This is a genomic window from Brevundimonas sediminis, from assembly GCF_048799765.1.
Taxonomy (GTDB): Bacteria; Pseudomonadota; Alphaproteobacteria; order Caulobacterales; family Caulobacteraceae; genus Brevundimonas.
Map to the genome: position 1 here is coordinate 1 of NZ_JBLYQK010000046.1, position 13,221 is coordinate 13,221.

Genomic DNA, 13,221 nt, shown 5'->3' on the forward strand with positions numbered 1-13,221 from the left:
GTTCGCCGTAGGGAGGGGGGGGGAGGGAAAGGACGCGCATTTGTTTCTGGGTGTCTCCGTGAGCAGACGTTTCTCGTTTTGCTTTGGGGGGTGGGGGGTTGTCGCCCCCCCCCCCAGTGCGACCGCCGGGATTTGAACCCGGGATCTCTGGCTTGGGAGGCCAGAAGGGGGTGTTATTAACCCCTTCTACCCCTACATTATCTCATGATAAATTGAATGGAGTTGTCCAGATGAACAGCAAACCCACGGCGGACAACAGCACTGAAAAAAATCCATCAGAAATAGAGCTAATTGGATTCTATGAGTACTGCAAAAAACTGATATCCGAAGAGACTTGTAAAACATATGTAAATTATCTAAGGAAGCCAATCAAAATGAATATCAAAAACTCGGTGAAGGCATGGAAGAAATACTATAGATGGAAAGGCTTAGATGAAAGTGCCGAAAAGCTAAAGATACCTAAGAAAGATGGCATCAATTTGTATGTGCCTACGGAAACGGAAATAAGACAGAGTTTGATGAAAGTGAAGGGAACAAAGTTAGAATTGCTATATCGCTTGCTGTTAGAGTCCGGTATAAGGCTCTCGGAGGCGATAAAAGTATTGAGAGAATTCGACCCTCAAAATGACGCCAGAAATAATGAGTTCTTCCTTTATGTATTAAATTGGAGTAGAGGGACAAAGAAGAGCTTTTACGTGTTTCATGTTACTCCACTTCAGAAAATTGACATCAGAGATAGGTATGAAGTTACTGATTTCGCGGAAAGGTATGATATTGTTCCAGCGAAATATGTCCGCAAATTTGTTGCAACTAAGATGGCGGAATTACATATGGAAACCGAAATAATAGACTTCATACAGGGAAGAACTCCCCGCTCAGTCCTATCGAGACATTATCTAAACTTACTGGCCTTAGCGAAAGAGTCCTACAAAAAATATGTTGAGTATCTGAAAGTTCTGTATACAACTGTATAATTGACTCAATGTTAACATTAGTTAACAGAGGTTAACATGCTGTTAGCAACACGTTATCACCAGTTATCAACTTGGGAGTTCAACCTCAATCTCATTATCGCTTATTTTCCGTGCATTCAATTTCCTGAACTTCCTCTTGTGTAGATTTGTCTTTAGTTTATCTAACAGAGGGCAGTCCTCCTCATACATGAAGCAATAGATTGTTCTCAGAGTATCCTCATCAAGATTTGAAAGGATTTCCACAATCCTAGGTATGTCCTCTGGCCTCTCTGCTTTTACTTTTTCTAAGATCTTTTCATAATAATCAGTCAATTGACCTAACCCCCGTTTCCAATTGTTACTTCTTCTTCTTTTTGCCTCCTACTTGAAAGGATCTCTTTCAATTCTTGTAATAATTTCTCTTCAGTTTGTCTACGTTTTTCGATATATCTCTTATAAAAATCATCGGGTAGGTCAACCTTAAACCTATCTATGGCTTTGGCTACAACTTTCGTAGCCAATTCACCTTTACTATTCCTTGCAAATTCTTTGCTATACAGTCTAGCTTCAGCAATCCTTTGCTTTTTCAGATGCCAACCAACACGTATTTGATACCATCCTTTCTCTCGGAGGAAAAAGGCGATATCCTCCGGGCTCGGCGTCGTGAAGAGTATTGCCGTGATTCTTAATCTTGCAAGGGCGTACAACTTATAAAAGACTTTCATGTAGTCCTCATACCACTCATATTTTGACAACCAAATACTGGCGTCATCAAGGATAAGAACGGGGATCCTTCCTCCGGTAGTAATCGCTACTTCTATCCTATCTAACGCCTCTGGCAGTTCAAAGAAATATGACCTCTCTACATCCGCCCATGCCTCATCCTTAGTCTCATATTGATTCAAATACGCGTAAACGTCCCTAGCTACTTTGAAAGCGTAAGTAGTTTTCCCACTTCCTTGTCTTCCAAAGATAACAGCTGATATGAAGCCGTAGCTCTCATATGCATTGACGATTTTCTGCGCCAACCACAACAGATCGGACTTCTCAATCTTCTTCGACGTCACTGTCCTTCCCACCTTGTAAAAGTTGCTTGAACATGCTCTTGTTTACATTTTCCCTTACTTGGCCAGAGCTTACTCTGAATAGTCTGAGTATATCACGCCTACCTCTTCCGCCCTTACTTACCAGATAATATTTGAGCTTAGTCGCAAACTCCTTAAGTTCTGGTACTTCTTCCTCCCCTACCAGTTTAGGAAGATCAGCGAAGAAGTATGCGCCTAGGATAGTAGTTATCTGACCTGAACTGAGGTATAGCATGGTATCGCGGGGTCGGACTAATTCCGTGAGTCCCCGGTTGGTCACGGTATATGGATTCTCTATCTCTTGCATTTCTTCATCTAACGAATCTTTCATGTTCTGCAATTGTTGTATTAGCTGCTCCTCAGCTTCTTTCCCATTTTCCTTTTTCCTCGGCATTCAACTCACCTCGCAGTCACGTTCGAATGAGTCAATGTCGTATTCGTGAAATGCCCTAACAAATGCGATAGGTTCGCATTCGCGATACCGAATCCCACCGCTGCTCCGATTCCTATTCCCATGATAGCACCAATGATCAGCATAGTGTAATCCGGTCCACTGCCGATCCGGGCTAACGCTTCGAAGAACCTAGTCCTTATCATTGAATGCAGAATTTGGGGCGTATTGATACTCTTGACTATCAGCTTCCTGATATTCTCATCTAGGTCGATGTCGAGAGTGTACGGGAAATCCGGGAGCACGAAATGTACCGCCACGAACTTCTTGCCGAAGGGGAACTTAGCCTTCTCGAAGAGGATTGGCTCTGCAGAAACTACCCATGCTTTCCGGATCTTTCGATTCTCTAGCATCAGATAGCCCTGATTTTCCACCAGCTTCACCTTCCTCAGCAGCATGAGTTTGATTCCATCACGATTCACCTGATACATGGCGACGTAATGCTCCGCAGTAAAGATACGGGAATTGATCCACTTCTTCTGTATCTTTATGTTAATGTCTAGCTTTTCCTTCTTGACTTTCTTCTTCTTCTGGGAAAGCTCCTCCTTTAGTTGTTTGAACTGTTGATATTTTAATTCGAATTCTCTCTTCTGGAACGCGGTATAGATATGTTTGTCTGTCCTCAGATCCTGCGGAACTTGCTCGTATATATCCCTCAATTCCTTAAGGTCCTTAGCGTTCCTTAGGGCTTCCTCTATCTGCTTAATCTGTTTCCGATCCCCATACATCCTTCATCACCTCCTTCACGATCCGTTCTAAACGTGATATCATGTCAGAAAGAGTACGCTTCCATGACTGCTTACGAGCTAGTGAGACTATCCCCCGCACATATGGATTCCCTATATATTTCGCAGCCTTTGTCTCTGCCTTCTGTCGCTGCCATACCGATATTTGGCTATGTACATGTATGACGTTCTTAACTAATATTATTCTCTTTCTAGACGATATAGCACGTTTATCCATCATATTCTTTCCTCCTTTACCCAATTCATGAAGAGTGCGAAATTGAACAGGGCAAAGCCGATGGGCAGAAAGGCCAAGTAGAAGTCGCTGGCTGAAAACGTGATATCTGTCATGTTCTGGACGAAGACAAGAAATGCTACCGTCCCCATGATCATTCCTATCAAGTTTAGAAGATAATTCCTAGCAATGATGGCAGCTGCAGGAATCAGTATTCCTAATGTGAAGATTACATCCCCTAACGCACTCATCAAAGAAGGGGAAAAAAGAGATCTTATAAAGGGCTACAGGTTGTAGGCTATTCCCTATCTTTGAATAGCTTATACCCCATAACTGCGGGGACTATCAAGAGGACTAAGATGTAGAATAATGGCACCAATGATACTAGAGTTGCGCCAGTTTGGCCTACATAGCTTGGATTTGCCTGCGTTACCACTGTTCCGTTCGAAAGAGTCTTCTGGATAGTCGGTGTGGTCACGTTGCTTATGTATGTCATAATTGGCCCTAGTAGGACCATTCCGATCACGATGAATAAAAAAAGCCCCATTACTGTCTTTATGTCTGTTTCCATTTAGCTCACCGCTCAGTCTTTGTAGATCTTATAGGCAACAACTGCGGGGACTATCAAGAGCACTAGGATGTAGAATAATGGCACTAGGTTGAGCACTGTCGCATCAGTGCCAGTGACCTGTGGAGTTGACCCACCAGTGAGATTCGATACCTCGGTGGTTATTACCGGTAGCAGCACTACTCCGACGAGTATGAAGATGAATAGCCCGATCAATACGCCTATATTTGTACTTTCAGCCCGTCTTATTTTTGGTATTTTCATTTTTGGTCAGAAGGGGTTCCTTTTGCATGTTTATAAACGGCCTACTTTGTGAATTCAGAATCTGAATTTCTTTCACATTCTGCTTAATTCTTGCCCTCAACTCCCTTCCTTCTTTGCTAAGTTCGATATATCCTCTGTCCGAGAGGACCCTAAGGTGGCGGAGGACCGTCGCATATGATACTAATAATGTATGAGATATGAGTGAGGCGGATAAGACGTAATTCTCTGCCAGTAGGTCCAATATCTTCTTTCTGGTTTGTTCCGCCCTAATCTGATTTGCGTTGTAATATCTCTTCTCTTTCATATTCTTACGCCCGCTATCATCTTAATGATTTCCCAGATCAGTACGAAATTCAGTATCAATATGATGGCGTCTAGGAATGGTCCTATGACCGGAACGCTTGCTAGCAATGATACGCTGCTCGTAAACACCGAGAGGATATAGCCGATAACATCTGCGATAGTTGTGAACACCCAGATCACCCATAGAAATACGTACACTATTGGCCATAGCCATTCGAAGCTTACCGAGAACAAGGTAACTGCCGGGATAGTCATTCCCGGGAATACAACAGGTCCTATAGTTGATCCTGCGATGCTGAATTGAGGAAGTAAGGTAACTGGAGGAATGAGAGTGAGTTGCCCCCATCCCACCGCCCATGTGATATCGACTAGTTGTTGTGCTTGCAGCTCGGTTGGCTGTATTGGTATTGATGGAGCGCTCATTCCGCTGTATGCGCCTACCATCAGTGCTAACATGATATCGAATAACAGTGTCCAGATCACGAGTTTAGTCCCCATTCACCACCCCCTCCCCAAATACGAATAATCCTGCTAAGGCCCCAAACACTATGGCTATCCCCCAGAATAGTGGAAGGAAATCCATATACATCATCAACAATGTCGATAGAATCGAAACTATGATCGCGGGGATCTTTCCCGCCATTTTGTAGGTCAGTCCCATCATTGTCATTATTATAATAATTCCTATGACCGGGCCTAAGCCAGTTGATAACGCTAGTGAAATTGCATCAGTCACCGATATCACCTCCCATGAATTTGTCGCTGATTATCTTTGCTAGGTATAGCGCGATTCCGAAGATCACGATATAGAAGATCCACCATGGGATTAATCCCATGTATGCAGAGACAATAAGCCCCATTACGGTACCACCACTAGCACCACCAACACCGCCAAATTTCCAACCTAGCAAAACCACAACCGCAACAACGATTATGCCTATGATAAATGCCCATGGCTGATAGTTGTTGAAGTTGTAGAGTGAGCTGTTTGGTGAAATTGTGTTATTGAACGGTTTACTATAGTTATATGACATTGTTGATGTAGAAGTATTTGGTGGAGTGGAAGTTGTGGTTGCGTTTTGTACATTCACTACTACATATTTATTTTGAACGCCATACCAATAGAAGTTCACTATGGTCTGGGGATAGTAATTGATTGGAATAACGAAAACAGCGTAGCCAGAAGCGTTAGTATATGCGCTTGTTAGCTGGTTTAGGTTATTCAGGGTCGGTCCGGTTGTGACGACTATATTCTGATTCGGCGCTCCTGAAGTTATGTAGTAAAAGCCAGTTTCGTTTATACTCATGGATGCCCAGTTTCCCGGCACTACGTATATCGCGATACCCTCTAGCTGCGAGTAGTGCACTCCTAAATAATATGTCAGATTCCAGTAATTACTGATAAGGTTGGAATAGATTGGTTCCTCATTCACGCCGATAACCATTGAATTGCTGACATTTTGGATATACATTGTGACACCCTTCGTGATATTGATGTTGAAATGCAGATACGTAGATGCGGATCCAAGGGTTCCGTTCATCCAGAAGTAATATACTCCATTACTGAACAAGAATTCTAAAGCTACCTTAGACGGATTAGATACTGTTCCTTTGTAAGCTAAGGTGACAGCTCCATATTCTGGTGAAGCGAATAGTATCGGTGAAGATGTGTAATTTGTTGGAGGTAATGATGCTGAAGTGGTCGATTCAGCGACTCTAACGACGAACTTTTGTGCGGAGCCCAACGGAACTGCAGTAGATGGCCCGTTAACCAGAATCGTGTAATTCGATGGTCTTGATATCACATATTCTACGAAAGATATCGCTTGGGCAAAGTATTCCGCACCGTTATAGGTGTAATAGTAATCCGCCCTAACGAAGTATGTTCCCGGTTGAGGGAATGTGTACCTGAATGTTACGTTCCCAGCACTAGAATTTTGATAGACTTCTTGATTATTCCAGTAAATAATGAGTGATGTAGTCACTGAATCTATCACGATTCCATACCAATTATACTTCGTCCCTGTCTGAGTGTATGTGGGCGCACCCGTGGGGATGACGATTGAGAGGTATTCGAGATTATACCCTAGGGGAAGGACCGCACCAGAAGGGACTGAGTAGCCATACAGGAACAGAGGAGTTTGATATATGTATACCGTTGTGGTGAAAGAGAAGCTGTTTGTGAAGGACACCCCTGTGGGACACGATACGCTGAAGCTCATGGAAAGGGTTCCTTGTGCTTGTCCATTGGCATAGATCACGTTGATGAATGGAACATGTGAGCCATTCACATATGCGTTATATCCCACTGATATGTTAGTGGAAATAGAGGCAGAGAGCGATGTCACTGTATTGAGATTGATCCCGAGAAGGCTGACTTGTAACGGAATGAGGTTCGCGTACCCAACATAAAGAGAAAGGGGATACGGGAATGTGATAGCTGGTTTTTGTAGGGCTACGATTCCGTTGATGATTTGCTCCGAATACCCATAGCCTGGCCCCGCATTCGCTGCAGCTATCACGTACGCCAATCCGTTATAGTGTATCGTTCCACTGAAGGTATATGTGTAAGTGTACAACGTTCCATTGTTCCAATATACGTAAATCGTGTAACTGCCGCTATTTCCAACTACATTAAATCCAATAGTGAAACTGGAACCGGGATTCCCAACATACCAATGTGTGACATTTACTGAATTAATGTAGAGTATGAGATACCCGTAACCATATGCTACCACGACCCCTTCTACCCATGAAGGCATTTTCGCGGGCTTGTTATTTTGAATGATGGGTAAATTCGAGGGAATATTCGTTCCGAAGCCAACAGCTATGAGCCCACCATATGATGTGATATAACTCCTTGAAACTACTACATTTATGTTTGGTAAAGAATAGCTGCCAACTCCGAATGAAATATTGTCATTGGTGTATTCCGCACAAGGCAGCATTTCTATTCCGGTTCCATAAAGGTAATAGGGATAACCAAGTGGACAAGTAGAACTGGAAATTGAATAAGGAATTTGAAACAGAGCTAAGTTAACTGATACGGTTTGTGGACTCTCAGTTACGGTCGTTGTTTGCCAATTATTTATATTGAGTGGTGAAGGGCTAGTTGCAGCCTCTGCCGTGGGGAAGATAGGTATGAGTGGAAGGATTAAGAGAAACAAGATTAGTAATGATAACTCCCTTCTCATTGAGAAGGGGAAAAAGGGGAAATTTATAAAGAGCCCTTTGACTTGCCCCTGAACTTAGGGAAATACCTTGTTATTGCCTTCACCTTTGATGATTTACGGAAAGTAAATATCAAACTCAGTATAGCCAATGCCAGAGTTATTTCTGGTAGGAAGAAAATAATCGTGTGGATCACTTGAACCCATAGGGGTTGTGGTGGAGGGGTATACATATTATAACCTATAGTTCCTACTGTTGCATTAATGTTTGTGTAATTGAATGGTACTTTCGTGATGTTATAATTACTCGTGTTAGATATAGTCATCAAGAGAATAGAAAAAGAAAAGGAAAAAAGTTATTCCTTATAGTGCGGTGTATGATGGGCCGGATGGTAGCAGATAGAAGTAATAGGAATAGTCGTATTCACCATTATTAGGCCATGCATTCTCAAGCGATACGTACATCTGATTGTTGTCGCCACTATATGGGACAAGCGTTAATGTTACTGCCTGTATATCTGTGCCGGATTCGGAGCCGCTGCCGGGTCCTTCATATTGATTTATTTGGTGAAATATATTTGTGGTTTGGTATACAAACCCGAATTGGATCATGCCGCCATATAATCCCGGTATCTCGTAATAGAAGTTGCTTCCTCCTGGCGATTCCACAATACTGTAAGCTGATAGCGCGTTTTTATTTGAAAAGTTCCATGGTACGTAGACCTCATTTTGCCAGTTCTGACCATTTGGATAGTGAGCGAAAAATGTTGCCACGGCAGTGCCATTACCTAGGTTCTGCAAGAACACATCTACAACGGAGGGATATTCACCATTATATGTTGGTACATTATTAGTATAGTAATCGGAATAGATGAATTTACCATCATTGTATCCTTGTATAAACCATTCTATGCCCACAGCACTCGAAGTCGCAAAGATATTGTAACCGGCTTGTAGGAATGTGTTATTATAATTAGAGCTCCCGGTATATGTTACGGAATAGGGGCTTAACCCTACCCAAATTCCTATATCATCCGGTTGATTTAGATTATTCTGTATATAACTAATGCTTAAGTTAAGATGTATTGTTTCGGATGCTTCTATTATTGGATTATAACCACTACCTATCCCGGACCAATAGTCAGAGTATATTACCCCGGCCCAGTTATGCGAATCTGCCTGCAACACAATTTGGTTTGCCCCTATCTGCGATGCTGTAACGGCGTTGGTAGTTGGAACTAGTATTAAGAAAGAGGTTAGAAGGAGTATTCCTAACAGGTATTTGTACTTCATTGAAGGGGGGAAACTAAGAGATTTTATAAAGAGCCCAAAACGAGGCTGGTCAGGGACAAGACATCATAAACATCTACACCTAATGTTATCAACACGAATGGGAGTAACATAACCCATTTCATATGGCTTACCCTTAACTTGTCCGCTAATCTAGTAAACCAGTATATCATGACTATTAGTAGGATTTTAAGAGAGACAAGAAGGATCAACAATTGAAAGAAGGATATGCTATTCCCACCGTAATCAAATAGATAATTGATGTACATGTTAAAAACAACATTAAGATCGAAAGTAAATATATCGGTATTCTGAAGTTCAATGGGCCAACCAAACCATGATATGACCACATCTACAATGTTTCCGACGACTATGATGAGCCACATCAGTCTAAGCCTGTCCATGGGGCTCACCTAACTCACGCAGATATTATGTTTTTTACAAATATGGTCTAACGCTGCATCTACCTTGTTAAACTTTTTCGCACAGATTGGACATACGGGTTCGTGTGATGTATATCTTACGTGAAGGATGAGCGCCTTCCTACTGGAAAACGGAATGAAGCAGAGTGGGCATATATACTCTGAAACCGATTTCAGAGCAAGCTTCACGTAATAGTTGGCCGAACTGAGTAACTCAGGATTTCTTATCATCGATTTAAGCACAAGCCTCAAAATGCGCTTCTGTTCGTCGCTCAAAGAATGGTAAATAGTTAGTTCATCACTGTCAACGTGAATGGTAATAGATTTGTGATTGGATTTGCTCATCCTCCTTCACCTAGGTGCCAAATGGCACCTGATTCACCTTGTATGAAAAAATTACATACGTGTTCCAACATGTAACAAGAGATTCTACTATGAAGTCCAGATAATAGAACATGTGCTGATAGTTAGCGGGAAATAGGGAGGTAAACAATAGTAAGGCGGTAAGGAATGAAGCCTTTAGTAATATGAGTCCCTTTACTACTCCCATTTTCATGAAAATTCTCGCTATCAAATTAACTTCTTGAGCTCCTAGCTTCATTCCTAACGTTGTAGTAAATACGTCATTGGCATTCATTCCTATCATTGCTAGGATATCGATCATAACTTAACCCTCTTCGAACCAGATTTCGATTCCTGCCTTCTTTCCCTCCTTTCCTAGGTCCTGTATCCATTGGACTTGGTCGTCATTGAGCGGTATGGTCTGGAAGATTGCACCTTCAGTATCGGCATATTGCACCTTATCGATTACCGGTAGTATCTGAACGAGTATCGGAGCTAACTTTTTCGGGATTGGGAGTCCCCAGAATATCCTTAGTGTCCTTGTCTTCACAGCTTCACCGCCTCAACCCTTGCCTTTGGTACCTTCTCTTTGCTTATCTCATCCTTGACCATCTTTTCTATGGCCTTCCTTATGGCTTCGCTCCGATTGAGACGGTGGTTCATTGAGTATGCTTCCAGCATAATGAGGAGGTCCTCGTCTACTTTGAATGTGATGACCTTCATTTCGCATCACCTATCGGACCACCTTGGCTAGGAGTATCGCTATTGATTTCAATATCTCGAGGTCGATGGGTTCCTTTTGCTCCACTATTCTTCTGACTTCTATCAGTTTCTTAAGGTCCTTGATCAGTTCTAGGGTATTGCTGTAGGCGATCCACGACTTCCTCACCACATATCTCGATTCCGTGGAATCCCTAGAAACGAAAATAATGAAGGAGTCGTCGCTTTCTTCGATCCTTATTCTGAACGAGAACTCCTTTTCCTTTAGGGTTTGAGTTTGCCCCATTTTTCCACCTCTATTCTACCTCTATTCTTATTAGTATAAAAGTCTTTACACTTCTATTCTACTTCTATTCTTCTATGCCAATCCCGGAACTCCCTGCAGCTGCGGTTGAATTCCTAAGTTTCGTTATTCTGCCTCTATTTATTGCGGAAACTACCAACTATGGCGTGCCAAAAAGCTGAGCTCCTAAGTCTATTCGAATATATCGAAGAAGAATGCGAAAAGAGAGATTGTAAGCAAGTAATACAAGAGCTAAAGGAAAGGATAAGAAAGATAGCGGTATTGGAAACGATAAACCAACTCTACTGATAAAGACTAATCATTTTTTTACCTCTGATTGAGGTAAAGTCTCTCTGCACTCATACTTTAGGAGTTCTTCGATTCTACGGCGAATTGCATCCGCAACAAATTCCTGCCTACTTACATATCCCCCCTTACCTGATTCTATTAACTGATCGATTTGCTTTGCTAATTCAACTGGAATTGAAACAGTCACATATTCCTTTTTAATGGATTTTCTTGGCATACTCTATCTATCTCTTATCGAGATTAATGAACTTCCTAAGCCATTTTCTTTTTCTATTCTCTATTTTTATTCACACACACATACACACAATCCGGGAAATTCACTAGTGGGGGGGGGGGAGTAAATACATAGTTCTCGTTATGCACGAGAATAGATGTAGTTTGTATAATCATACTTTTACCGGTCCAGTTGTTTATTCTCTTGTTTCTCTCTGTGTGTGTATGTGTGTGAATAGAAATAGAAAATAATCATTTTAGAAGCTCTTCAATGCGTCTTCTAACAGCGTCTATAATGAATTCTTGACGTGAATAATAGCCACCTTTTCCTGATTGAATGATCTGATCAATCTGTATTATGAGTTCCTCTGGTAGCTTACAACCAACCCAATTTGTTTTCTTAGCTGTTTTAGGCATGTATTCTGCTTCTATTCATGTCAATATAAAATGGTTGTTCAGAATAGAAGTAGAATAGAGGTATAAAGACTTTTATACCGATAAGAATAGAAGTAGAATAGAGGTGGAAAAGAATGAGACAAAGCACATTCGAAAAAGCAAAAATAATGTATGAAATCCTCAGATCAAGGAAAGAGATAACTGTAGACGATATCATCTTTCAGTTTGAGGTAGCTCCATCAACTGCGTATAACATAGCTCACATTCTAGAACTCTTATGTGAAAGGAGCGGTGAATGCGAAAAATCAAAAAGAACCTTCCGATGGGTTGGCGGAACTGAAACTAAAGCTGCAGAAGACACTGAAGAAGTCCAAGACCAAAAGGTCGAAGAAGACCAAGAAATAGCAAGGATACTGAACTCAAGGCCCTTGACTCCAGAGGAGGACCAACAACTAGCAGCAAGAAGAGCATACGTAAACACCAAAGGGGCAACTGCAAAATGATGTTTGAGGAAGACTGGGAAGAAGAGGAAGAAGACCCATGTTATGATATGGACTACGAGGAGTGCTGGCATGAACCAGATAACGAGGGCTGTACAATTGATGATATAATAGAAGGTTATTGTGATGATGAAGAATGACCGCTAGCGACCTTAAAGAGAAATACAAGGACAAATGGGTTTTGTCAAACATTAGAGAGGATATAGTAAGGAAGTGGCTTTCTCTTATACTCAAATTAGATGAAAACGAAATTGAGTTAAATGGAATTGGCGTATTGAGTGATAAGGAGGTCCCAGAAACTTGGGAAGGGGATCCAAGAAGGAAATACGATTTCTATATTCCTAAGTTTAGGATGTATATAGACGTAACAGGGACTGAATTCACAAAGAGAGAAAGCTATCAGAGGGCTAAGGAAGAGTTAGGATTAAACGGTAGTGTTATCGCGGTACTTGGGGTTAAGTACGCTGTCGGCTTAGTTTTGGAAGAGAAATACAATAACAGAGCCGTAATTGCTTCAGTAAATGATGAGGAGGGCGAAATAAGGTTCATTCCGATAAGGTTCCTATCCCTCTTACTCAAGAAAGGGAAGGCAAGGAGCACTAAGGAGTTCGCAAAGGGCGAGAATGAATACGTACTCATTCCATGGAAATACTGGTGGAAACCTAAGAAATTTCAAGATTGGCTCAGTATTTTCATATAAGATGAGGAATTTTTGAGTCTCTTTTTCAATTCCACACACAATTGGACATTGTCCACTTCTTATAAGTCTTCATTAAAATTATCCTTGCATGACCAAACAAATTTTACGTACGGACAAATTCTTGATAAGAGAGAATAAGGGACAGTATTATGTTTACTCCATAGAGAAGGGTGAAGGAAGGAAGGTAATCTATCGTTACGTGGGTCCTTTAGCTAAGATACTCGACTTTTACCTTAGCAGCGGGGGTGTGGGGGTATCCCCCACAGTGCGACCGCCGGGATTTGAACCCGGG

21 protein-coding genes are annotated in these 13,221 nt (G+C 41.8%); 5 read left to right on the top strand and 16 right to left on the bottom strand.

The genetic code is table 11. The features are described from left to right. The first annotated feature begins 152 nt into the window (after positions 1-152). Positions 153-974 carry an integrase gene (locus ACLQ7T_RS15130; protein WP_318552061.1) on the top strand — a complete coding sequence of 274 codons (822 nt, stop codon included), beginning with the start codon at positions 153-155 and terminating at the stop codon, positions 972-974. A gap of 66 nt (positions 975-1,040) precedes the next feature. On the opposite strand, the gene ACLQ7T_RS15135 is transcribed toward ACLQ7T_RS15130, so the two are convergent. The 16 genes from ACLQ7T_RS15135 to ACLQ7T_RS15205 form a co-directional block, all read right to left on the bottom strand. Further along, entirely contained in the window at positions 1,041-1,286 is a 246-nt protein-coding gene (locus ACLQ7T_RS15135; RefSeq protein ID WP_318552062.1) for a hypothetical protein, read from the bottom strand. A gap of 5 nt (positions 1,287-1,291) precedes the next feature. Continuing rightward, positions 1,292-2,020, bottom strand: a complete 729-nt coding sequence (locus tag ACLQ7T_RS15140) for a hypothetical protein (protein ID WP_318552063.1) — start codon at positions 2,018-2,020, stop codon at positions 1,292-1,294. Further along, positions 2,001-2,432, bottom strand: a complete 432-nt coding sequence (locus ACLQ7T_RS15145) for a hypothetical protein (RefSeq protein WP_318552064.1) — start codon at positions 2,430-2,432, stop codon at positions 2,001-2,003. Before ACLQ7T_RS15145 ends, ACLQ7T_RS15140 begins: the two co-directional genes overlap by 20 nt. Before the next feature lie 5 nt (positions 2,433-2,437). Beyond that, the gene (locus ACLQ7T_RS15150; protein ID WP_409366428.1) at positions 2,438-3,217 is read right to left on the bottom strand and encodes a B277 family protein; all 780 of its coding nucleotides are present in this window, start codon (positions 3,215-3,217) and stop codon (positions 2,438-2,440) included. 234 nt (positions 3,218-3,451) lie between these two features. Further along, positions 3,452-3,700, bottom strand: a complete 249-nt coding sequence (locus ACLQ7T_RS15155) for a DUF5493 family protein (RefSeq protein WP_318552066.1) — start codon at positions 3,698-3,700, stop codon at positions 3,452-3,454. 47 nt (positions 3,701-3,747) lie between these two features. Then, on the bottom strand, positions 3,748-4,020 hold the full coding sequence (locus tag ACLQ7T_RS15160) for a V1/V3 family capsid protein (protein WP_318552067.1): 273 nt from the start codon (positions 4,018-4,020) through the stop codon (positions 3,748-3,750). A 12-nt stretch (positions 4,021-4,032) separates the two neighbouring features. Beyond that, positions 4,033-4,281, bottom strand: coding sequence for a VP1/VP3 family protein (locus ACLQ7T_RS15165; protein ID WP_420472444.1), 249 nt, complete (start codon positions 4,279-4,281; stop codon positions 4,033-4,035). Beyond that, the gene (locus ACLQ7T_RS15170) at positions 4,253-4,585 is read right to left on the bottom strand and encodes a transcriptional regulator (protein ID WP_318552128.1); all 333 of its coding nucleotides are present in this window, start codon (positions 4,583-4,585) and stop codon (positions 4,253-4,255) included. Before ACLQ7T_RS15170 ends, ACLQ7T_RS15165 begins: the two co-directional genes overlap by 29 nt. Next, positions 4,582-5,082: a C166 family protein gene (locus ACLQ7T_RS15175; protein ID WP_318552129.1), complete on the bottom strand. Its 501-nt coding sequence runs from the start codon at positions 5,080-5,082 to the stop codon at positions 4,582-4,584. Before ACLQ7T_RS15175 ends, ACLQ7T_RS15170 begins: the two co-directional genes overlap by 4 nt. Continuing rightward, complete coding sequence (locus ACLQ7T_RS15180) at positions 5,072-5,320, bottom strand: hypothetical protein (protein WP_318552130.1); 249 nt, start codon at positions 5,318-5,320, stop codon at positions 5,072-5,074. Before ACLQ7T_RS15180 ends, ACLQ7T_RS15175 begins: the two co-directional genes overlap by 11 nt. Continuing rightward, entirely contained in the window at positions 5,313-7,751 is a 2,439-nt protein-coding gene (locus tag ACLQ7T_RS15185) for a hypothetical protein (protein WP_420472446.1), read from the bottom strand. The genes ACLQ7T_RS15180 and ACLQ7T_RS15185 overlap by 8 nt, the downstream gene beginning before the upstream one ends. A gap of 366 nt (positions 7,752-8,117) precedes the next feature. After that, entirely contained in the window at positions 8,118-9,047 is a 930-nt protein-coding gene (locus ACLQ7T_RS15190; protein ID WP_409366426.1) for a hypothetical protein, read from the bottom strand. Between the two features lie 410 nt (positions 9,048-9,457). Beyond that, positions 9,458-9,811: a C2H2-type zinc finger protein gene (locus ACLQ7T_RS15195; RefSeq protein WP_318552134.1), complete on the bottom strand. Its 354-nt coding sequence runs from the start codon at positions 9,809-9,811 to the stop codon at positions 9,458-9,460. Positions 9,812-9,821: 10 nt separating this feature from the next. Then, positions 9,822-10,130, bottom strand: coding sequence for a DUF5658 family protein (locus tag ACLQ7T_RS16230; protein WP_318552135.1), 309 nt, complete (start codon positions 10,128-10,130; stop codon positions 9,822-9,824). 224 nt (positions 10,131-10,354) lie between these two features. Beyond that, a complete protein-coding gene (gene ccr1 / locus ACLQ7T_RS15200; RefSeq protein ID WP_318552137.1) occupies positions 10,355-10,531 on the bottom strand; it encodes an aCcr1 family cell cycle regulator in 177 nt (58 codons plus the stop codon). Positions 10,532-11,130: 599 nt separating this feature from the next. Next, positions 11,131-11,337, bottom strand: a complete 207-nt coding sequence (locus tag ACLQ7T_RS15205; protein WP_318552139.1) for a ribbon-helix-helix domain-containing protein — start codon at positions 11,335-11,337, stop codon at positions 11,131-11,133. Positions 11,338-11,863: 526 nt separating this feature from the next. Here ACLQ7T_RS15205 and ACLQ7T_RS15210 point away from each other — a divergent pair. The 4 genes from ACLQ7T_RS15210 to ACLQ7T_RS15225 form a co-directional block, all read left to right on the top strand. After that, positions 11,864-12,232 carry a hypothetical protein gene (locus ACLQ7T_RS15210; RefSeq protein ID WP_318552145.1) on the top strand — a complete coding sequence of 123 codons (369 nt, stop codon included), beginning with the start codon at positions 11,864-11,866 and terminating at the stop codon, positions 12,230-12,232. Beyond that, positions 12,229-12,369 carry a hypothetical protein gene (locus ACLQ7T_RS15215; RefSeq protein ID WP_318552144.1) on the top strand — a complete coding sequence of 47 codons (141 nt, stop codon included), beginning with the start codon at positions 12,229-12,231 and terminating at the stop codon, positions 12,367-12,369. The genes ACLQ7T_RS15210 and ACLQ7T_RS15215 overlap by 4 nt, the downstream gene beginning before the upstream one ends. Beyond that, entirely contained in the window at positions 12,366-12,929 is a 564-nt protein-coding gene (locus ACLQ7T_RS15220; protein WP_318552143.1) for a nuclease, read from the top strand. The genes ACLQ7T_RS15215 and ACLQ7T_RS15220 overlap by 4 nt, the downstream gene beginning before the upstream one ends. 88 nt (positions 12,930-13,017) lie before the next feature. Beyond that, positions 13,018-13,221 (top strand): putative integrase (locus tag ACLQ7T_RS15225; protein ID WP_420480161.1); only part of this gene is annotated, 204 nt, incomplete at its 3' end.